Here is a 20,251-nt window from a genome sequence, read left to right on the forward strand (position 1 = left end):
CAAGAGATTGGTCGCTATTCGGGAATGCCCTGGTATTTTTTCAGCCAGGCGAGAAGTTCCTGTGCTTCCGGAATCCGCCCCGCGCACTTGACATCTCCGCCGATAACCACGGCCGGGGTGGACACGACCCCGTATTCGGCAATTTTGTCCATGCTTGCGATTTTTTCAACCTGGGCGGGTATTCCGTACTGTTCCGCCACCTGCCGGACAAGATCCTCCACCTGGCCACATTTTTTGCAGCCAGGACCGAGGATTTTTATTTCGATATCCATTGCCATGTGGTCACCTTTTTTCAATCCTCATTTTCCGAAATTGCCTTGGTAAGTTCCTCCGCCGTGGGCACCCGGCCGGCAAAGACGATTTTTCCGTCCACGACCACCGCCGGAGTCAGGCGGACGCCGAGTTTGGCGTATTCCCGAACATCGTAGGCATGCTCGATTTGGGCCGGCAGTTCCAAAGCGTCACAAACCTCGCGAACCACCTTGTCCGTTGCCTGGCACCTTCCGCATCCCGGTCCTGCGATCTGGATTTTCATGGTTGCCTCCTGTTAGCTGTTAAAGGATGAAGTTGCCGAAAAACCAACCCATCAAGGTCCCGGAAAGAACGATGAGGGGGATGTAGACAAATGCCTTTTTCCAGCCGAAAACCCGGCCCACGGCCAGCCAATTGGGCAGGCTGATGCCCGGGCCGGTGAGGAGGAGGGCCAGGGCCGGGCCCTTGCCCATGCCGAGCCCCAACAGGGTATCCACGAATGGCGCCTCGGTCATGGTGGCGAAATAGGTGACCGAACCCAAAATGGTGGCGAGAAAGGAGGCGAGCAAGCCGTTGCCGCCCAACCATTGCCGGACCAGTTCTGCCGGCAGCAGCCGGCCGATGATTCCCACCAGAAATACGCCGCCGATGAGAAGCGGGAAAATGGTCTTCACGAACCACCAGCTTTCGCGCAGCCAGGGTCGTAATTTTTCCCCGGCAACATTTTTCCAGGCATACAGGGCCATGACCATGGTGCAGAAGGCCCATACCCCGATTTTGTAGAGATAGGGCTGGCTGGTAACAAGATAGTTGGGAAGCAGCAGCGAGAGCAGAATCAGGAGCAGCAGGATCAGTTCCCGCCGGGAGATGAGTTGTTTGTCCTTTGGGGCTGAACCGGAAGCAGCCGCTTCCGGTTCAGGCTGTTCGCCCCCGAACACGGCGCTCATGACCGCGCCCACCGCAAAGGCCATGAGCAGGGCCGCCGCGATTCTGGCCAGGACCATCTCCGGCCCCAGGATGTTTCCGGTGTAGACCAGGGAGAGAATATTGGAGGCGGGCGCCACCCAGAGGAGGATAAAGGCGGCCCCCACGCCGGCTCCCGCGAAATAGAGGCCGCTGGCCACCGGGATCACCGTGCAGGAGCAGGCCGCGATCAGGAAGCTGCCGCCGGCCGCCAGGGAAAATGATTTCAGCTTGCCTGCCTTTTCCCCGAGATGGTCCAGGATCAGGTCCCGGTCGACAAAGGTGACCATGGCCCCGGCCAGCAGAAAGGCGGGAATCAGGCAGGTGAGCACGTGGGTGGCCACGTAATCCTGAACAGCCAGCAGTCCGGCAATAAAAAGTTCCCCGATCATTGTTGTGCCTCCTCTTCCGGGATCAGATAAAGGGCTGGGAAACGAAGTAGAGGCCCAGGCCGCCGATCAGCACTCCGGCCCCTTTGCGGAACCAGTCGCTGGCCCGGCTGAAGGATGAATTGGCCAGCAGCCGTTTCACCATGGCCGTGGAGCTGCCGGCCACGGCAATGGGCAGGCAATGGCCGATGGCGAACAGGAGAATGAACAGGAACCCGGTCAGCACCTGTTGCTGAACCGTGATGATGGCCAGGATGGGAGCGATGAAGCCGAAGGTGCAGGAACCGGAGAGTACGCCGTAGGCAAGGCCCAGGACAAGGGCGCCCAGTGCCCCCTTTATCTTGAGCCGGCCCATGAGCGCGCCGGGGATGGAGCATTTTGCCAGGCCCAGCATGTCGACGGCCACCCAGAGGAGGATCAGCCCCACGGCCATGGTCCAGTAAGGCCCCACATCGCCAAGCATCCGGCCGAGCAGGGCGCAGATCGCCCCCACCACGACGATGGTCAGAAAAAAGCCCGTGCTGAACAGTACCGCGTACTGCATGGCCTGCCGGCCCTTGAGCAGTTGTTCCTGCCCGCCCACATAGGCCACCACCAGAGGGATGGAAGCCAGGTGGCAGGGGCTGAGCAGGACGCTGATCATGCCCCAGAGAAAACAGCCCAGGGCGGCCAGGGCGAGGCCAGCGCCCATCCAGGCATTGACCTGGAGGAAGAGGGCGTCCATTATTTTTCGCCCCCGCCGCCGGGCCGGGCAACGCCCATCCGGGAAAGCTGCGCCCCGATGGCCTGCTTGTCCATGAAGCCGACATGGCGGTACACCTCCGTGCCGTTTTGGTCAAAAAACACCTGGGTGGGGATGACGCTGACTTTGTATTTTTTTGCCTGCTCCGGCAGTTTCCAGACGTCGATGAAGACAATGGCGGCCTTGTCTTTGTACTCCGTTTTGACTTCTTCCAGGATGGGCGCCATCATCTTGCAGGGGATGCAGGAGTTGGCGCCCAAATCGACCATGGTGACCATGCCGGGGACAGGTATCGAGGTGGTTGCCGCCCCGGCGCTGGAGACATGCAGAACCAGAAAGGCAGCCAGCAGCAGCGAGAATCGGATAATTGGTTTCATGTGTTCTCCTTGTTCAGGGAATTCCTTTGTGACTGAATGTGCCTGGTTTCACTCACCGCGTCATGGTCTTGATGAAATCCCGCGCCTTGTCGCCGCGCAGCAGCTCGGTCAGGCCGAGCAGGCCGTCGTTGAGGTATCTGGCCCGGTATCCCCTGGTGATGAGATAGTGCCTGGCCAGGCTGGCGCGGTCATAGTGGGGGCAGGCGGTGACGATGAGTTTGTTTTTGTCCAGTTCATTAAGCCGGAAGGGCAGTTCGTTGAGCGGGATATTCTTGCCGAAACCCATGCGCCACGCCGCGTATTCCTCCGGGAAACGGATGTCGACGAACTGGACTTCGCCCTTTTTGAGCAGCTCCAGCAGTTCCTTGCTGTCGATCTTCATCTCCTTGCGTTCCTGATAGTCAAAGCCGGCGAGATAGTCGTCCAGCTTTTCCGCACGGACCAGGGCGGGCAGAAGAAGCAGGGCGAGGGCGAACAGGGTCAGCGGCAGGGAAAATAATGGGCGCATGGTTTTTCTTCGCTCAGAATATGGTTAATTCCGTAACCAGGCCAGGGCCTCGGCCTTGCCGGGCACCTTGCCCACGCATTTGACCGCGCCGTCGATCACCACCGCGGGCGTGGAAAAGACCCCGAATTTGGCGATCTGCTGAAAATCGCTGATTTTTTCGATGCTGGCGTCGATGCCTGCCTCGGCCACCGCCGCCCGCATGATCTGCTCCGCCTCGCCGCACTTGGCGCAGCCCGGTCCCAGTACCTTGATATCCATGGTTGTACTTCCTTTCAGATGATGAGGTTGAAGAGATAGCCCACCAGCAGGATGCCGGTGCCGACCACGCCGACAAAGGCCGCGATGAGCCGTGGTTTGAGCACCTTGCGCAGGATGACCACTTCCGGCAGCGAGAGGGCGATGACGCTCATCATGAAGGCAAGCACGGTGCCCAGGGCCGCGCCCTTGCCGAGCAGGGCCTCGACCACCGGCACGATGCCGGCGGCGTTGGAATACATGGGGATGCCGATGGTCACCGCCACCGGCACCGACCACCAGGCTCCCTTGCCCATGATGGCGGCCATGAAGCCCTCGGGCACATAGCCGTGGATGCCGGCGCCCACTCCGATGCCGGCGACCACATAGATCCAGACCCGGCCCAGGATATCCCGCACCGCGGTCTTGCCGTGCTCGATGCGCTCGGCCCAGCTCAGTTGGATGTCCGGGACATCGCCGGCATTGACGTGCATTTCCCGCACCCAATCCTCGATGTGGTGCTCCAGCTTGAGGCGGCCGATGACAAAGCCGGCGACAATGGCGACCCCAAGTCCGGTGGCGAGATAGAGGGCGGCGACCTTCCAGCCCAGCAGGCCGTAGAGCAGCACCAGGGCGATCTCGTTGACCATGGGGGCTGCGATCAGAAAGGAGAAGGTGACGCCCAGAGGGACGCCGGCGGTGACGAAGCCGATGAAGAGCGGCACCGCCGAGCAGGAGCAGAAGGGGGTGACGATGCCGAGCCCGGCGGCGAGCACGTTGCCGGCGGACTCGCGCCTGCCGGCGAGGATCTTCCGGGTCCGTTCCGGGGTGAAGAAGGAGCGGACGATGCCCACCGCAAAGACGATGAGGGCCAGGAGCATCAGCACCTTGGGGGTATCGTAGACAAAGAACTGCACCGCCTCGCCCAGGTGGCTGCCCTGGGCAAGGCCCAGGAGGCGGTAGGCGAGCAGGTGGGAAAAGGGCAGAAGCTGACCGTAGAGCAGGAACCAGAGGGCAAGGCCTGCCAGACCGGCCAGGCCGTAGCGGCCGAGCAGTGCCGGCGTACTTTGCGGGGGAGGGGCTAACGGCATGGGACTGATTCTCCTAAAGCTGGCAGAGATTCTTGCGGTCGATGCTGGGCAGGATGTTGGTAATCTCCGTGATCCGCGGGTCGTGGTTCAGCCATTTGCCAAGCTCTTTGAGCATGGTGGCGCCGTAGGGGGAAGGAGGCGCGGGATTGAGCCGGTAGTTGACCCAGAGTTTTTCCTTGCTGCCGACAATGAGGCCGGCATCCTCCAGCACCTTGAGATGCTTGGACACGGTGGGCTGGGCCAGATCGAGCACCGCCCGGATCTCGCAGACGCACATCTTTTTTTTCTTCTCGAGCATCTTGACGATCTTGACCCGGTTCGGGTCGGAAAGGGCCTTCATGACCCTGATGAAATCCTGCATGGTGCTGGCTCCCGCGAAATTGTCCAAAAAGGTACATAGTCATATTACTATCCGGCTATGTATCTTTCAAGGCGAAATCGCGGCTGCCTGCAAAAAAGGCTATTTGCGTGGGCGGAAGGCTTGCAGAACGCCGAGAAGGAGTTCGAGATCCTTCTCGGTGTGGGTGGTGTTGATCTGGAATCTGATTGCTTCGTCGCCCCTGGGAACCACCGGATGGTTGAGGCCGGTGGCAAGGATGCCGTTTTCGAAAAGGTGCGCGGTGAGCGCGGCGGTTTTCAAGGTGTCGCGGACCATGAGCGGCACGATGGGGTGCTCCCCGGCAATGGATTCAAAACCGAGCTGTGCCAGGCCTCGCGCAAAAAAATCTCCCAACGAGCGCAAGGGTTGGCGCAGGCGGGCGCCTTCGCCGCCGGCGACGATCTCCAGGGCCTTGCCCGCGGCCGCGGCCTCGGCCGGGCCGATGGGGTTTGAATAGATATAGAAAGGGGAGGTTTCCCTGAGATACTCGATGAGGAGAGCATCCGCCACCAGATAGCCGCCGTTGACGCCAAAGGCCTTGCCCAGGGTACCGATCAGGATGTCCGCCCGCCCGCCGGTATATTCCTCGGTGCCGCGGCCGGTGGGACCAAAGGCCCCGACCCCGTGCGAGTCGTCGACCACGGTGATGATGCCCTCGGGAAAGTTATCCTCCAGGCTGGAGCAGAGGGCGGCAAGCTCGGCCAGCGGGGCGTGGTCGCCGCGCATGCTGAAAACACCGTCGGTGACCACCACCACCCGTTTGATACGGCCCCTTGCTTCCGAGAGCTTTACCGTAAGATCCGCCATGTCCAGATGGCGGTAGACCTCCTTGGCCGCAGGTTTGGCCAGGCGAATGGCGTTGATGATGCAGTTGTGGTTGAGGGCGTCGCTTACAACCAGGGTTTCTTCCGTGAGCAGCTGGGGCAGCACCCCCATGACCGTGGCGTAGGCGGAGCTCATGACAAGCCCTGCCTCCCGGTTGTGGAAACGGGCGAGACTTTCTTCCAGTATGCGATGCGGGGCAAAGGTGCCGCTGATGAAACGGACCGCGCCCGGGCCGGTACCGAAGCAACGGGCCGCCTTCTCTTCCGCAGCGAGCACCGCCGGGTGCAGGGATAGCCCGAGGTAGGAGTTGGAGTTCATCCGCAGGAACTCCTTTTCGCCATGTCCCGCCAGGAGAAGCCGGGGTCCGAAACCCTCATTTCCGGGCCGGATGGCGGTGATCACCCGTTCCCGCCCCTTGCGGATTTGCCGCTGGTCCAGGGCGGCAAGTTTTTCGGCGAAACCGGCCCTGATTTTCTCAATGCTCATGACTGGTTCCTTGTGCGGACATGGCGGCAAGCATCTCCCGCGTCATCTCGGTGAGACCATATTCCGGCCGCCAGCCCCAGTCTTCCCGAGCCGCGCTGTCGTCCAGACTGTTGGGCCAGGAATCGGCAATGGCCTGGCGGATGGGATCGGGCTGAAAGGAGATGACAAACCCCGGAATCCGGCGCCTGATTTCCGCGGCCAGCTCCTCTGGAGCGAAGCTCATGGCCGTGAGGTTATAGGCGTTGCGGTGGCGCAACTTGCCGGGATCCGCCTCCATCAGCTCGATGGCGGCCCGGATGGCGTCCGGCATGTACATCATGTCCAGACAGGTACCCTGGGCAAGAAAACAGGGGTAGGGTTTCCCGGAAACGGCGGCGGCGAAGATCTCCACGGCGTAATCGGTGGTGCCGCCGCCGGGCGGGGTCTTGTGGGAAATGAGGCCCGGAAAGCGGATGCCCCTGGTGTCGAGGCCGAAACGGCTGTGGTAATAGTCGCAGAGCAGTTCGCCGCTCACCTTGGTCACCCCGTACATGGTGTTTGGCCGCTGGATGGTCAGCTGTGGGGTATGGTCCGGGGGGGTGGAGGGGCCGAAAGCGCCGATGGAGCTTGGGTGGAAGACTCCGCAGCCGTGAGAACGCGCCACTTCCAGAACATTGAGCAGACCGCCCATGTTGATTTCCCAGGCAAGCAGAGGATCTGTCTCGGCCGTGGCGGAAAGCAGGGCCGCCAGATGGAAGATGGTGTCGATCCGTTCCCGTTCGACCAGGGCGGCAAGGGCGCGGCGCTCCCGGATGTCCAGGGCCGCATAGGGGCCAGCCCTGCGCAGGGAGGCCGGCGGCTCTTTTCGGTGGCCCACGGCGATCACCTTGGCCGCGCCGTAACGTGCGCGCAGGGCTGGAATCAGTTCCGAGCCGATCTGTCCGGTCGCGCCGGTGACGAGGATCCGTTGCATTTTTTACCCTTGCCGGCCCACGGGAGGTTGTTGCGTCTTCTTGCCGCGATTGCGCCGTTTTTCCCCCATGATCCGCTCAAATTCCGCACCGTCGACAATTTCCTGCCGGATCAGAATGGCGGCCAGGGTTTCGATTTGCTCCCAGTTGGCTTCCACCAGCTCTCCGGCCCTGCGGGTGGCCTTGTCGATCCAGAGGCGGATCTGGCGCTCCACCACTTCCCGGAAGAACTGTCTGTTGATGTTGCGGCTCAAGGTGTCGGCATGGACAAAGCCCAATTCCTCGTCCATGCCTAAGTTCGCGATGGCGGTGTAAGCCTGGTGGCTTGCCTCCTCAAGATCGCCGGCCGCCCCGGTGTCCATGCCCTTGGCGCCGAACTTCTTCATGCTGGCCATCCTGCCGGCCATGAGCACACAGATATTGTTGAACACCTCATCCTTGGAGAGATTGCCGGGAAAATCCTCGAAACTGTAAGAGATGAAGCCCAGGATCCGCATGCGCGGGGCAATGGTGACCTGCTCGATTTTAACGTCGGGGAGGAGCAGGTGGGAGAGCACCGCATGGCCGGCCTCGTGGAAGGCGGTCATGCGCAGATCCTCCTCCAAGTTGCGGATATGCTTTTTTTCGAGCTTTGAGCCGTACTTGATGATGTTGATCTGCTCGATGAGGATCTCTTCACTGATGCAGGGCAGCCCGTGGCGGATTGCGTAAAGGGAGGCCTCCTTGCCGATGCGCTGCAGCTCGTAGCCGTTCATGCCGGAGATGTAGCGGACCACTTTATCCACATCGATCTTGCCGTCGTTGGGTTTTTTCAGGATCTGTTCGATGAAGAAACGCCGCGCCTCCTTGTCCAGTTCCGGCGCCTCGACAAAGGTGTCGATCCGTTCGGGCTCGATGAGCAGAGGCGGCACCTCGTCACGGCTGATGGCGGTCGCCACGGTGAACACCGACTCTGCCGGATCGTCGGGAAGGGCGTCGATCTCAAGGGCGATCTGATCGGAAGGAACGCTGGTCAGCACTCCTTCCACCAGCCCCTTGACGTCGAGGCCGTCGAGGAAAACGATGCTGGGCGCGTATTCCCGCGCCTTGAGATAGACGAGTCGGATGTACTCGGAGTCGAAAAGCTCGGTGCGGGAAACATAGATATAGGGGCGGCCCGCCTCCCTGGCAAAGGCCTTGCCCAGCAGGGTTTTGCCGACGCCGGGCGGGCCGTGGAGCAGCATGCCCCTGGGCATGCTGATGGCGAATTTTTTCGTAAGTTCAGGGCTTTTCAGGGTGTTGATGATCTGTTTCAGGGCGGTTTTCGTCTGCCGGTTGCCGGCGATGCTCTCAAAGCCGACCTCGGAAAATTCGATGGCCGGCCGTTCGCTGCGCAGCATTTCCTTGCTCATGGGCAGGGCGCGGGTTTCCGCCTTGGCCAGGCTGAAGAAGAGGTTCTCTCCCCGCCGGTATTCCTTGAAGGTCAGCTCCACGGTCTGGTTGTTTTTGTAGAGCTGGGACAGGATTTGGTCCCCGGCGGCGGAGAGCCTGCGCAGGGAGGCTTCCGCCTTCTTGGTCAGCCTGAAAATGATCCGGGCCGGGGGGGCGGGAAGCTGGCGCAGGCTGCGGGTGATCAGGAAGAGCACTTCGTCGGGCAGCTTCAGCTTTACTTTTTTCGCGGAAATCGCCGGCCCCAGGGAGAGGACCAGGAGGATCACCAGTTTTTCCATTTCCGAAAACTGCAGGATGATCCCCTTTTTTCGGAAATGGCCGGCCAGCTCCAGGAGGGAGTCCGCGCCGATGCGGACCATGGCGTTGATGCCCAGGCGGTTGAAGAGGATGATATAGTTCTGGGCTAAAGTGGCGAGCAGCTTCGGGGTGATCGCCTCCTGGATGACCTCGCCGGCCACCTTCTTTTCCTTGGCGATGGCCTCCATGATCATGCCCTGGGCCCGGGTTTTGCTGCGCCGGAAGGTGGCGAGAAACTCCTTGCCCTGGTACAGGGCGCTGCCCAGGGTGGAGGTGAAGATGAAGATCACCTCCCGGCAGTTGATGCCGTTTTCCGGTTCCTCCTTGGTGATGAGGTCGAGCAGCGTCATCTGCAGCTGGTTGCTCGCCTTTTCAATGGACTCAAAGAGGATGATGGCCCGGGGATTGCTCCGGAGAAAGCGGATCAGCTCGCCCTCCTGGATTTCCTCGCCGACCACCTGCGGCACAAGGAGCTGGGCGGCGCTTTCCGCCTCGCTGTAGCGTTCCAGGTCAAAATGCCTGAACTCTTCATACTCCTTGAGCATGTTGCAGAGAACCCGGGCCAGGTAAATCTTGCCCACGGCCGGTGGGCCCAGAAAGGTGAAGATCGCCTTGGGCGGCGCTTCCTTGGGCGGGCGAAAGGCCAGATGGATAAGGGCGTCCATCACCTCGTCAATGGCGTCATCCTGGTCAAGGACGATTTTTTTCAGTTCCCGGCGGATGGTTTCGAACTGCTTGAGCTGATTTTTTTTCGGCTTTGCGCGGGGCAAGGGTCTTCTCCTCTCGGGATTGCCGCTTTCTCGCCGGATCTCCTGCCAGGGCGGTTTGATGCCGCATGGTTTACGGCAGCAGACGGGCCGGACGAAAAAAAGTTTCTTGCTTTAAGTCTATGGAAAAAGGAGGGTGGGCGTCAACAGGTTCCGCAAGGGTCCGCCGGCCGGCTGGTCGCGGATAGGCGGGGAGGGTTTCAGCGAGGTCATGCCGCCAGGGAAAAAGGGAGAAGCGGTCAGCCGGTGATGATTTCGTTGGCGAGTTCGTTGGTATCGCCGGGTTTGACCGGGAAGTGCCGGGCCAGGATGTCGCCCGACCGGCGGATCGCCTCGCACAAGGCCGGGCAGGCTTGTTTACGCCTGATGCCCGCGCCGATGCCGGCCGCGAAGGAGAGCAGGGTCTCCGGGCTGATTTTTTCGTAGATCCCTTTGTCCGCCAGAACCCAGACCTTGTGCTCGGTGAGGGAGAGGAAAAAAAGAACCCCGGTGTTGTCCCTGGTTCTGTAAAGCCCCTTTTCGTAAAAGGCGAGCAGGGCGCGCTGGCCGACCCGGCTTTCCATCCGGCCGGCCGGAATGAAGAGCCGCAGGAGGGCCGGGCAGGCTTTGGCAAGCAAGGCGAAAAGAATGGTCCCGGCGGCAAGCAGGGGGAGAAAGGCGATGAGGCTGTCGGCGAAAAAAAGATCGGTGACAAGGAGGGCGGTGATGCCGCCAAGGCTTAAGCCGGCGAGCAGGGAGGCCTCCGGATAGGTATCGCTTTGGTCCACCACCATGACCGCCACCTCACCCGCGGTTTTTCGCTCCACCTCGGCGATGGTCGCGGCAATGGTTTCTTTTTCCTTCTCGTTGAAAAAAGTCTCTGCCTTCATAATGTTACCAGCTCCCCGAGGCGCCGCCGCCTCCGAATCCGCCGCCGCCAAATCCGCCGAAACCGCCACCGCTGCTGAAACCGCCGCCGCCGAAGCCGCCGCTCCCCAGGTAAGGGCCGCCGGCGCGTCCAGAGCCTGCGAAAAAGAGGGGCAGGAGAAGGCCGAGCAGGGCGCCGCCCGGAATGAGCAGGAAGAGGAGCAGCCAGCCGAAGGGGGAGGCGAGGCCCATGAATACGAAAAGAGGGAGAAGCACGGCGCCGGCAAGCATGCCCACCGTCTTGCCGATCCTGCCTAAGAAACCGACCAGCAGGGCGAAGAAGATCAGGTAGTTGAAAAGGGGTGGTGTATCATTTTTTGAGGTTCCCCGTCGCGTCCCGCTTGCCTTGAATTCACCACGGGAGGCGGCGATGAGGGCGGAAACCCCGGCCTCGAATCCTTCGTCGAAACGGCCGGCCTTGAAACGTGGGGTGATGATATTGTCGGCGATGCGGCCGGTGAGGACATCGGTCAACACCCCTTCAAGACCCCGACCGACCTCGATGCGGATTTTGCGCTCAGCCTTGCTTACCAGAAGCAGTACCCCGTTGTCCCTGCCTTTCTGGCCGATTTTCCAGGCATCCACCGTGCGGATGCTGAACTCCTCCAGGGAGTCCCCCTCCAGGGAAGGAATGGTCAGCACCGCCACCTGGGTGGAATCCGTTTCCTCAAAGGCCAGCAGCATCTGTTCCAGGCGCTGTCTGGCCGCGGGGGTGAGCATCCCGGCCAGGTCGGTGACATAGCCCTGGTGCTGCGGAACCTCCAGGGCAAAGACCGGCAGGGCGTAAGCCGCCAGCAGGAGACAGACGGCAAAGACCAGACCGAGACGGACGAGGAGCGGACGCCTCGGTCTGGTCTGCCGAAGATGGGGGCTTTCCGTGGGCAGCGGCATGATCAGAACTTCACCTTGGGCGCCTGGGCCGCCTCGGCCTCCGCCTTGAAGGGCTCGCGCCTCGGCAGGTGCAGGAGCAGGCTGTTGGTCAGGCTGTTCGGAAAGGTGCGGATGGAGGTATTGAAGACCCGCACCGCCTCGTTGTAACGCACCCGGGCCACGTTGATCCGGTTCTCGGTGCCTTCAAGCTGGTGCTGGAAATCAAGGAAGGTCTGATTGGCTTTGAGATCCGGATAGCGCTCCACCACCACCATCAGCCGGGAAAGCGCGGAGGAAAGCCCGCCCTGGGCCGCCTGGAAATCGGCAAAGGCCTGCGGGTTGTTGAGCACCTCGGCTCCCACCTGCATGGAGCCCACCTTGGCCCGCGCCTCGGTGACGGCGGTGAGGGTTTCCTTTTCATGGGCCGCATAGGCCTTTACCGTTTCCACCAGATTGGGGATCAGATCGGCCCGGCGCTGGTAAGACGCTTCAACGTCGCCCCAGGCGGCGATGACGCTTTCGTCGTTCTGCTGGATGGTGTTGTAGCCGCAGCCGCTTAAAGCGAAGGCGAGTGAAAGCATGGTGATGAGCAAGAGGATGCGCCGCATGGTATGTCTCCTTTCAAAAAAATCGTGTTTGTCGCAGTGTTGGGGGCAGCGGGCAGGTTGAGTGCCTTGCCGTTGACAAGCATAGCATATTGGCGTGTACTGTCATGGAAAAAGTAATGGCGGCCAGGAAGTGCGTGGGTCGCACGGTTGCACGGTTTTGCGCCCCGACACGGGATCATGGCGGGGCAGGCTGGTAAACGGGGGTGGCTGGTGCCCTCGGTACGACTTGAACGTACGACCTACCGCTTAGGAGGCGGTTGCTCTATCCCCTGAGCTACGAGGGCTATTCTGCTTGTCGCGACCATGCTGTCCCACGGGTCGATTCTTCCAATAGCCAGCGAAAGAAGGGTCGTAATATACCATCGGCAGGGCAATGCGCAAGCCCTTTCTGATCGGGAAGAGGGGGGGATTCCGCTCTTTTTCCGCCTTTTCACGCTGTTGAGGAAATCCAGACCTTTGGGCGGCAGGGGAGGTGCCGCTCAATGTCGCCGGCTCTGAAAGAGCCAGGAATGGCTTTTGCAACGGACTGTTGCGCACGTCAGGCGTTTCGTTTTCCGGACGAAGGGTTTTGACAAATTGGAACTCCTCGTTATATAAGGAAAAAAGAGCGGGGTGCAAATCTCTTCCGCATGGCTGTCTCGTCTGGCAGGCGTCCTTGGTCCGGAGGTTTGCATTCCGTGAAAGAACCTGTTTCCCCTGCGGTGTTGCGCGAACAGGGAAGCGTCTCTCTTCCGGTGGCTCGATATTCTGATACGGTGATCGCCTGGCATGAAACATAAGACCTTAATATTCCTTGCTTTCTTCATTGTGGGTCTTTTCCCTCTCGCCACCGCCATCGGTCTTAATCTGCCGCGAATCGTCGCCATCCTTGAACAGGCCGTGGAAGAGCAGCGGCTCGGTCAGATGCAGGAACGGTTTTTATTGCTGAGCGCCGCCACGGAAAAGAACCGGGAAACCCTGCGCATCTTCAGTCTCCTGCCCGGCCCCAATGACCTTGCGGCAGAAGGGAAAGTGCCCGGGGTTCTTTCCCCCGAGCTGCTCCGGGCAAGGGTGTTTTCCCTCACCGAAAATTGGTTTCGTGATCGGCCGGAGGTTCTCGATCTCGTCGTGATCGACGCCGATGGCCAGGAGCAATTCCGGATGGCGAGGGAAACCGGGAAGGAGGCCTTTTCCCGGAGGCCCTCGATCGCGCTGCGCAGCGTCATCAATGAGGAATTTTTCCGAAAAGGCCTGGCCGTGGCGCCCGGGGAAATCTTTGTCGGAGAAATCAGGATTCTGCCCGCAACCTCTCCGGAAAACACCCGCAGTGCCCTGATCCGCTTCGGTATCCCGATCATGGGCTCCGGCGGTTGGGGCGGCCTTGTCACCCTGACCCTGAATCTTTCCGCCCTGATCCCTGATCTTGATCATTATGATCTGGTGAGCGAGGATGGCGTTTATCACTTTTCCCGCCAGTGGGCGGCCCAGGCGCAGACGCTGACAGCCGGCCAGGCCTTTGTGGATTTTCCCGGCCTGTATCAGGTTTTTGGTTCCGGGAAGCCGCGGATCCTCAGGAAGGTCACCGGCGAGTCCTCTGTCTGGTTGCCCCTGATCCACGAGGGCGGGGAAGGGCGGCAGCTTTGGCTGGTGCAGCCCATCGACATGGGCGCCATCGAGGTCTGGTTGCAGAATTTCAGGGTGAGCCTCGTCATCATTGTTTCTTTGCTGGGCCTGGGGGTTGTCGGGATCGCCTACTTCGTGGCGCGGTATGCCGACAGGATCAAGGAGCAGCTTGTCCGGGCCCTGGACGGAATTCTGAAACGGGAGGAGATTCCTTCCCTGAACTGGCGCTGGCCCAGGGAGATTGCCCATCTTGGCCGCGAGTTGGCCGCTCTGGCCGAGAGCCACGCCGCCAACGCGGAGGCGCGCCGAATGGCCGAGCAGAAATTGCGCCAGGAAAAGGAGCACGTCCGCGTCACCTTGCGCTCCATCGGCGACGCGGTCATCGCCACCGACATCCGCGGCCTGGTCACCAGTATGAACGCGGTGGCCGAGGAGTTGACCGGCTGGCCCGAAGCGGAGGCGGTCGGCCGGGAACTGCGGGAGGTTTTCGACATCCGCGGCGTTCTGAGCGGGGAGGCGTGTGAAAATCCCGTGGTCCGCGTTCTGGGCGAGGGACGGGTCATGGGCCTGTTGGAGCATACCCTCATCGTGGCGAGAGACGGTCGTAAATACCATATTGCCGACAGCGCCGCCCCGATAAGGGGAGAAGACGGTAATCTTGTCGGGGTGGTCCTGGTCTTCCGTGATGTGACGGAGGAGTATCTGCTCGAACAGCAGTTGGCGCAGGAGATCAAGATCAAGGAGGCGCTGGCGGAACTCTCCGGCGAGGTGATCGCCAGCGCCTACGATATTGCCGCCGTCGCCGGCAAGATTCTGGAAAAGGCCAAGCTTTTCACCACCAGCGCCCACGGTTACGTGGGCTCCGTGGAGCCGAGGAGCGGAAATCTGTTTTGTCATACCTTTACCCCCATGCTGGAATCCTCCTGTCTGGTGCAGGGGGAGGATCGGAAAGTCGAGTTCCCGCCGGGCGAAGACGGCAGATATCCGGCCCTGTGGGGGTATGGGCTCAACGAAAAGAAGGCGTTTTACAGCAATGCCCCGGCTGAACATCCCGCGACCCGCGGGTGTCCGCCCGGCCATGTTCCGGTGGAGCGTTTTCTCTCCGTGCCGGTGATGCTGGGCGGCGAACTGGTGGGGCAGATTGCCCTGGCCAATCCGCAACGGCCGTATACGGACCAGGATCTTGGGGGAGTGGAGCGCCTTGCCGGCTATTTCGCCCAGGTGGTGAATATTTCCCGGGCCACCGCCGAACGGGACAAGCTCATGGCCGACCTGCGGCAGGCCCAGAAGATGGAGGCGGTGGGAACCCTGGCCGGAGGCGTGGCCCACGACTTCAACAACATGCTGACCCCGATACTCGGCTATACCGAACTGGCCATGTTCCAGCTGCCCGAGGGCGACAAGCTGCGGGAAAATCTTGCCGAGGTGCAGAAGGCCGCGCATCGGGCCAAAGGCCTCGTGCAGCAGATCCTGACCTTCAGCCGGCAAAAGGGGCAGGAGCTCGTCTGCATTCAGCTCCATCCGGCCCTGAAGGAGTGTCTGAAGATGCTGCGTTCCTCCCTGCCCACGACCATCGAGATCAGGGAAAATATCCGCACCGATTGCGGGAAAGTTCTGGCCGATCTCACCCAGGTGCAGCAGGTGCTCATCAACCTCTGCACGAACGCGGCCCATGCCATGGAGGAAAAAGGCGGGATTCTCGAAGTGGTTCTCGAAGAGGTGGAACTTACCCAGGCGGACGCTGTAGCCCATGGCAATCTGCGACCTGGGAAATATCTGCGCCTCATCGTCAACGACAGCGGCTGCGGCATGGACAGAGCAACCCAGGAGCGGATTTTCGAGCCGTACTTCACCACCAAGGAGCAGGGTAAAGGCACCGGTCTTGGTCTTGCCCTGGTGCACGGGATCGTCAAGGGCCACGGCGGGATCATTTCTCTCTATAGCGAGCCGGGCAGAGGATCCTCTTTTAAAATTTATCTCCCTGTCTGCTGCGACGCCGAGGGAGAGAAGCAGACAGGGACGACGAATTGTTCGATTCCCAGGGGGGCTGAGCGGGTGCTCCTGGTTGATGACGAGGAACAGGTTTTAAAGATGTTGCAGGAGATGGTGGAGTTCCTCGGCTATCGCGTGACGTCCTTTTCCGACAGCGGGCAGGCCTGGGAAGCCTTTGAAAAACACCCTGAGAATTTTGACCTGGTCGTCACCGATCAGACCATGCCCGGCCTTACCGGCGGTGTGCTTGCCGGAAAAATGTTGCGGCTCAAGCCGCAAATTCCGATTATTCTCTGTACCGGCTTCAGCGAGGCGGTGAGCGAGGAAAAGGCCCGGGAGATCGGGGTGCGCGCATATCTGATGAAGCCGGTGGTGGTCTCTGATCTGGCCCGTGCCCTGCGCAGGGCCTTGGACGGCAAGGAGGGGTGATGGGGACGGCAAAGGGCGTTCTTGTTGTTTTGGGGAGGAGAAAATGAAGGTCGCCACCGCTGAACAGATGCGACGTTGTGAGGCACTGGCGATCGCGGAATACGGGATTTCTGGCCTTGCCCTGATGGAAAACGCGGGCCGGGGAACGGTGGAGGCCATGGCGCGCCGATTTTCCCCCCTTGCCGGCAAGAAGGTGCTGCTCTTCACCGGCCCGGGAAACAATGGCGGCGACGGGTTCGTGATCGCCCGGCATCTTCTTGAGCAGGGGGCGCAGCCGCAGGTGGTGAGCCTGGTCGGGCTGGAAACGCTGCGCGGGGATGCCGCCGCGAACCGGGATCGGTTGCAACTGCTTCCCATTCCCTTGCAGATCTGTCAGTCCACGGAGGATCTGCCCTGGGTGGAGCGGCTGGTGGCTGACAGCGATCTGGTGGTGGACGCCCTTCTGGGCACCGGTCTCGCCAGGGAAGTGACAGGGATCTTTGCGGCGGTGATCCGCGTCATCAACGGGGGCCGTGCCCCGGTGGTGGGGGTCGACATCCCTTCCGGGCTGGACAGCGATACCGGTCTCCCGCAGGGCCGCTGTGTGCGGGCGCAGCTGACCTGTACCTACGGATTGGTGAAGTTGGGGCAGCTGCAGCCGCCGGGCAAGGATTACGTGGGGGAGCTGGCTGTTGTCGACATCGGCATCCCGCCGGAGGTGGTGGCCAGGGTGGGAATCGCTCCCGATCTCCTCGACGCCGTTACAGTGCGGCCCTGGGTGCCCATGCGGCGGGGCGCCGCGCATAAAGGGACTTTCGGGCATCTGCTGGCTATTGCCGGCTCGGAGGGAAAGGCTGGCGCCGCCATCCTCTGCGCCCTGGGGGCTCTTCGTTCCGGGGTCGGTCTTGCCACCCTGGCTGTGCCCCAGGCGCTCAACGCCATCCTGCAGGACGGGGTGCCGGAGGCCATGACCCTGCCCCTGCCTTTTTCCCGGCGCTGTTTTTCCGATGCGGACTACGACGAGGTACTGGCCGCCTGCAAGGGCAAGAGGGCCGTGGCGGTGGGGCCCGGACTCGGTCAGGCCGAGGAAACCGGCCGGCTCATGCTGAAGATGTATGCCGAACTGCCGCTTCCCATGGTGGTGGACGCCGACGGCTTAAACCTCCTGGCCGGCACTCCTGCTTTGTTGGCGGGTGTCTCCGCTCCCCGCATTCTCACCCCGCATCCCGGGGAAATGGCGCGTTTGGCCGGTCGTGCCACCGGCGAGATTCAAGAAGACCGTCCGGCGGTTGCCGCGGAGTTTGCCCGGCGGCATGGGGTTTTTATCGTTCTCAAGGGGGCGGCCACGGTGGTTGCCGCGCCGGACGGGAGGCTGGCCGTGAACTCCACCGGCAATCCCGGCATGGCCGCCGGCGGCATGGGGGATGTCCTCACCGGTCTTGTCGCCGGTCTGCTCGCCCAGGGGGTGGCGCCCTGGGAGGCCTGTTGTCTCGCGGTTTATGTGCATGGCCGGGCGGCGGATCGGCTGAGGCAGGCGGGTATGCCTTTTGGGTTTCTCGCCAGCGAAGTGGCTGCGGAAATTCCCGCGGCCTTTCAGGATGTGCTTGCCTCCTGCTGACGGGCATGGGAAAATAAGTCAGTCGCGGTTTCCGACGGTGGCTGCGGGAAGAAATCTTCCTGTCGCCCTGTCGGTTGAGCCGGATCACATTAAAAAAAAACGCCGTTTTTACCCGCGGCGTCCTGAAAGGGGAGATAACAATGTTGCTTGCCAAGGAAATCATGGCGAAAAAGGTTGTCACCGTGCCTCCTGATCTGCCGGTGGAAAAGCTGGCCGCAATTCTCTGGGAGCATCGGATCAACGGCGCCCCTGTGGTCGATGGGGGTGGAAAGCTTGTCGGGGTGGTGACGGAAAGCGATCTGGTTGACCAGAGCAAACGGTTTCATATTCCCACGGTCATTTCCATTCTCGATTCGGTGATCTTCCTTGACCGGGCCAAAACGGTGGAAAAGGAGATCGGTAAAATGACCGGCTCAACGGTGCAGGATATCTGCTCGCAAAATCCCATCACCATCGAGGAAGAAACCCCGCTGGATGAAATCGCCACCATCATGGCGGAAAAGAATGTCCACACCCTGCCGGTGTTGAGAGATGGCGCGCTGGTGGGGGTGGTCGGCAAGGCGGATATCATCCGCACCTTGGCCAGGGCTTAGACCGGGAGCGCGTAGCCGGCCTTAATCCTGTAATCTCACCTGCAGCAGGCCGCGCACCGAGTTGCCCAGATAGATGGCCTCCGCCTGCTCAAGGTCCTGCCTGGTCAACACCGCCTCCCGCACCGGCAGGGGGGAGTGTTCGATGAGATGCCTGCGCAAGACGCCGTTCAGCAAACCGCATTCGACGGGCGGTGTCTGGAAGGCGTCTTTTGTTTGGATAAAGATGTTGCTGATGCTCCCCTCGGTGACCTCCCCCCTGGTGTTGGTGAAGAGCACCTCGTAACAGCCCTCGGCCGTCGCGGCATGTCGTTCCGCGTCGTAGAGGTCGCGCAGGGTGGTCTTATGATAGAGGTGGGAGGAGGCCGGGTCGGTCCGGCTTTTGGAAAAACGGACCCTGGGGAGTTCGTTGGCCGGCAGCCGGGCGGGTGGCAGGTGCAGTGGCGCCGGACTCGCGCATTCGCCGGCCACGAGGGAAAGTTCGCCGTCCTTGGCCAGGGTCAGCCGGACCCGCATGGGGGATTGGCTGAACCGGGCGGCAAGTTCGCTCAGGCGGGCAACGATCTTTTCCCGGTCGCAGGGGTAAAGAAAGTGCCTTGCCGATTCCTCCAGGCGATCGAGGTGCTCCCCCAGCAGCCAGAAGCCGCTTTCCGGCCGCCAGAGCATGGTTTCGATGAGCAGGAAAGGAAGGGCCGGCTCACTGAGGAACCTGCCCTTGAGCAGGCATTCCTGCCATTCCTGATGGGGATCGGAGTCGTAGACCACCCCGGAGCCGATGCCCATTTCGCCCTTTTTTCCGGCAAGCCGCAGGGTGCGGATGGGGACGTTGAAGGTGGCCTGCCCGGAAGGGGCGATGAAGCCGATGGCTCCTGTGTAGACGCCGCGCGACTCCTTCTCAAGCTCCCGGATGATTTCCATGGTGCGGATCTTGGGCGCGCCGGTGACGGATCCACAGGGGAAAAGTGCCCTGAACAGGGCTGAGAGCGGCGTTTCGGCGGGCAGCATCCCCTCGATGCTCGAAGTCATCTGATGCAGGGTTTCATACGTTTCAACGTCGAAAAGCGAGGTCGTTCTGACGGAGCCGGATCTGCAGATGCGGCCAAGGTCGTTGCGCAACAGATCGACGATCATCACGTTTTCGCTGCGGTTTTTGCTGTCGTGCTTCAGAAAGCGGGCGAGTTCGTGATCTTCCTTGGGATAGCGTCCCCGTTTCACGGTTCCCTTCATGGGCCGCACGGTGCAGCGTCCATCCTTCTTCTTGAAGAAAAGCTCCGGGGAAAACGACATCATGCGTTGCTCGCCCCGGCGGAGATAGGCGCCAAAGGAAACGCTCTGGTTCCGGCGCAGGGCCGTGTAGAGTGCTTCCGGTGAGCCGGCAAGATCGAAAAGAAGCTTGAAGGTGTAGTTGACCTGATAGGTGTCGCCGGATTCTATATACCGTTTGAGGTGGGCAAGGGCGGCAATGTAATCGGCCTGCGTCAGGTTCGGGCGCAACCGTTCGACGGAACAGGTGCGCGGCGGCGCGGCTGTTGTCGAGAGGGGCCAGGGGCCGGCGCCCTTGAATGTGCCGGTTCCATGTTCGTAGATATGCGGCGCCGGGAAAACCCCGAAGCAGGCCAGGGGCTGGCTGCCCCGGGGTTTCAGTTTCGCAAGGGCGGGTTCGAGAAGGTATCCGAATTCATAGGCCAGCCAGCCGGCCAGGTAATAGCCTTGTTTCAGAAAGGCGTTCGCCCGCTGGAAAAAATTGTCCGGGTCGTCGTCGGCATGGCAGAGGAGATATGTGGTCGGCTTCAGAAAGAGGTAGGAGTGGTCTTCGTCCTCCGTTATCCTGGTTGTTTCCAGGAAAATAAACTCCTCCTCCTCGGTCAGCGTGTTGAGGAGCCGGGCCAGGGCGGTGTCGGTCAGGGGGAGAGGCATAGGGGCTCTGGGATTTTTTGAAAAGGGTGCCTTTCTTTGTGGCAAGAGG

At 61.3% G+C, this 20,251-nt stretch carries 19 protein-coding genes and 1 tRNA gene; 3 read left to right on the forward strand and 17 right to left on the reverse strand.

The annotated features are described in order from the left end of the window. Positions 1-14: 14 nt before the first annotated feature. The 16 genes from ACUUL3_RS03190 to ACUUL3_RS03265 form a co-directional block, all read right to left on the reverse strand. Positions 15-278 (reverse strand): thioredoxin family protein, encoded by a 264-nt coding sequence (locus tag ACUUL3_RS03190; RefSeq protein WP_448554516.1) that lies wholly within the window; start codon positions 276-278, stop codon positions 15-17. Between the two features lie 14 nt (positions 279-292). Further along, a complete protein-coding gene (locus ACUUL3_RS03195) occupies positions 293-535 on the reverse strand; it encodes a thioredoxin family protein (RefSeq protein WP_448554518.1) in 243 nt (80 codons plus the stop codon). 19 nt (positions 536-554) lie between these two features. Further along, the gene (locus ACUUL3_RS03200; protein WP_448554520.1) at positions 555-1,607 is read right to left on the reverse strand and encodes a permease; all 1,053 of its coding nucleotides are present in this window, start codon (positions 1,605-1,607) and stop codon (positions 555-557) included. A 22-nt stretch (positions 1,608-1,629) separates the two neighbouring features. After that, a complete protein-coding gene (locus ACUUL3_RS03205; protein ID WP_448554522.1) occupies positions 1,630-2,328 on the reverse strand; it encodes a cytochrome c biogenesis CcdA family protein in 699 nt (232 codons plus the stop codon). After that, the gene (locus tag ACUUL3_RS03210) at positions 2,328-2,723 is read right to left on the reverse strand and encodes a thioredoxin family protein (protein WP_448554524.1); all 396 of its coding nucleotides are present in this window, start codon (positions 2,721-2,723) and stop codon (positions 2,328-2,330) included. The genes ACUUL3_RS03205 and ACUUL3_RS03210 overlap by 1 nt, the downstream gene beginning before the upstream one ends. 52 nt (positions 2,724-2,775) lie before the next feature. After that, entirely contained in the window at positions 2,776-3,231 is a 456-nt protein-coding gene (locus tag ACUUL3_RS03215; protein ID WP_448554526.1) for a rhodanese-like domain-containing protein, read from the reverse strand. A gap of 24 nt (positions 3,232-3,255) precedes the next feature. Next, positions 3,256-3,489, reverse strand: a complete 234-nt coding sequence (locus ACUUL3_RS03220; protein ID WP_448554528.1) for a thioredoxin family protein — start codon at positions 3,487-3,489, stop codon at positions 3,256-3,258. Positions 3,490-3,503: 14 nt separating this feature from the next. Next, positions 3,504-4,556 carry a permease gene (locus ACUUL3_RS03225; RefSeq protein ID WP_448554530.1) on the reverse strand — a complete coding sequence of 351 codons (1,053 nt, stop codon included), beginning with the start codon at positions 4,554-4,556 and terminating at the stop codon, positions 3,504-3,506. A gap of 13 nt (positions 4,557-4,569) precedes the next feature. Continuing rightward, on the reverse strand, positions 4,570-4,917 hold the full coding sequence (locus ACUUL3_RS03230; protein WP_448554532.1) for an ArsR/SmtB family transcription factor: 348 nt from the start codon (positions 4,915-4,917) through the stop codon (positions 4,570-4,572). A gap of 99 nt (positions 4,918-5,016) precedes the next feature. Next, positions 5,017-6,246: an aminotransferase class I/II-fold pyridoxal phosphate-dependent enzyme gene (locus ACUUL3_RS03235; protein WP_448554534.1), complete on the reverse strand. Its 1,230-nt coding sequence runs from the start codon at positions 6,244-6,246 to the stop codon at positions 5,017-5,019. Beyond that, positions 6,236-7,198: an L-threonine 3-dehydrogenase gene (locus ACUUL3_RS03240; protein WP_448554536.1), complete on the reverse strand. Its 963-nt coding sequence runs from the start codon at positions 7,196-7,198 to the stop codon at positions 6,236-6,238. Before ACUUL3_RS03240 ends, ACUUL3_RS03235 begins: the two co-directional genes overlap by 11 nt. Before the next feature lie 3 nt (positions 7,199-7,201). Beyond that, complete coding sequence (locus ACUUL3_RS03245) at positions 7,202-9,694, reverse strand: AAA family ATPase (protein WP_448554537.1); 2,493 nt, start codon at positions 9,692-9,694, stop codon at positions 7,202-7,204. A gap of 236 nt (positions 9,695-9,930) precedes the next feature. Further along, complete coding sequence (locus ACUUL3_RS03250) at positions 9,931-10,560, reverse strand: TPM domain-containing protein (protein ID WP_448554539.1); 630 nt, start codon at positions 10,558-10,560, stop codon at positions 9,931-9,933. 4 nt (positions 10,561-10,564) lie between these two features. Further along, the gene (locus tag ACUUL3_RS03255) at positions 10,565-11,488 is read right to left on the reverse strand and encodes a TPM domain-containing protein (protein ID WP_448554541.1); all 924 of its coding nucleotides are present in this window, start codon (positions 11,486-11,488) and stop codon (positions 10,565-10,567) included. Between the two features lie 2 nt (positions 11,489-11,490). Continuing rightward, positions 11,491-12,075: a LemA family protein gene (locus tag ACUUL3_RS03260; RefSeq protein ID WP_448554543.1), complete on the reverse strand. Its 585-nt coding sequence runs from the start codon at positions 12,073-12,075 to the stop codon at positions 11,491-11,493. A 208-nt stretch (positions 12,076-12,283) separates the two neighbouring features. Continuing rightward, a tRNA-Arg gene (locus tag ACUUL3_RS03265) sits at positions 12,284-12,359 on the reverse strand. A 484-nt stretch (positions 12,360-12,843) separates the two neighbouring features. Between ACUUL3_RS03265 and ACUUL3_RS03270 the strand changes: the two genes are divergently transcribed. The 3 genes from ACUUL3_RS03270 (at position 12,844) to ACUUL3_RS03280 (ending at position 18,288) form a co-directional block, all read left to right on the forward strand. Further along, entirely contained in the window at positions 12,844-16,098 is a 3,255-nt protein-coding gene (locus ACUUL3_RS03270) for an ATP-binding protein (protein WP_448554545.1), read from the forward strand. A 43-nt stretch (positions 16,099-16,141) separates the two neighbouring features. Then, positions 16,142-17,695 carry an NAD(P)H-hydrate dehydratase gene (locus ACUUL3_RS03275; protein ID WP_448554547.1) on the forward strand — a complete coding sequence of 518 codons (1,554 nt, stop codon included), beginning with the start codon at positions 16,142-16,144 and terminating at the stop codon, positions 17,693-17,695. Positions 17,696-17,835: 140 nt separating this feature from the next. After that, the gene (locus ACUUL3_RS03280; RefSeq protein WP_448554549.1) at positions 17,836-18,288 is read left to right on the forward strand and encodes a CBS domain-containing protein; all 453 of its coding nucleotides are present in this window, start codon (positions 17,836-17,838) and stop codon (positions 18,286-18,288) included. Between the two features lie 21 nt (positions 18,289-18,309). On the opposite strand, the gene pabB is transcribed toward ACUUL3_RS03280, so the two are convergent. After that, entirely contained in the window at positions 18,310-20,202 is a 1,893-nt protein-coding gene (gene pabB, locus ACUUL3_RS03285) for an aminodeoxychorismate synthase component I (protein WP_448554551.1), read from the reverse strand. Positions 20,203-20,251: the final 49 nt, after the last annotated feature.

It is taken from the genome of Thiovibrio sp. JS02 (assembly GCF_053485635.1).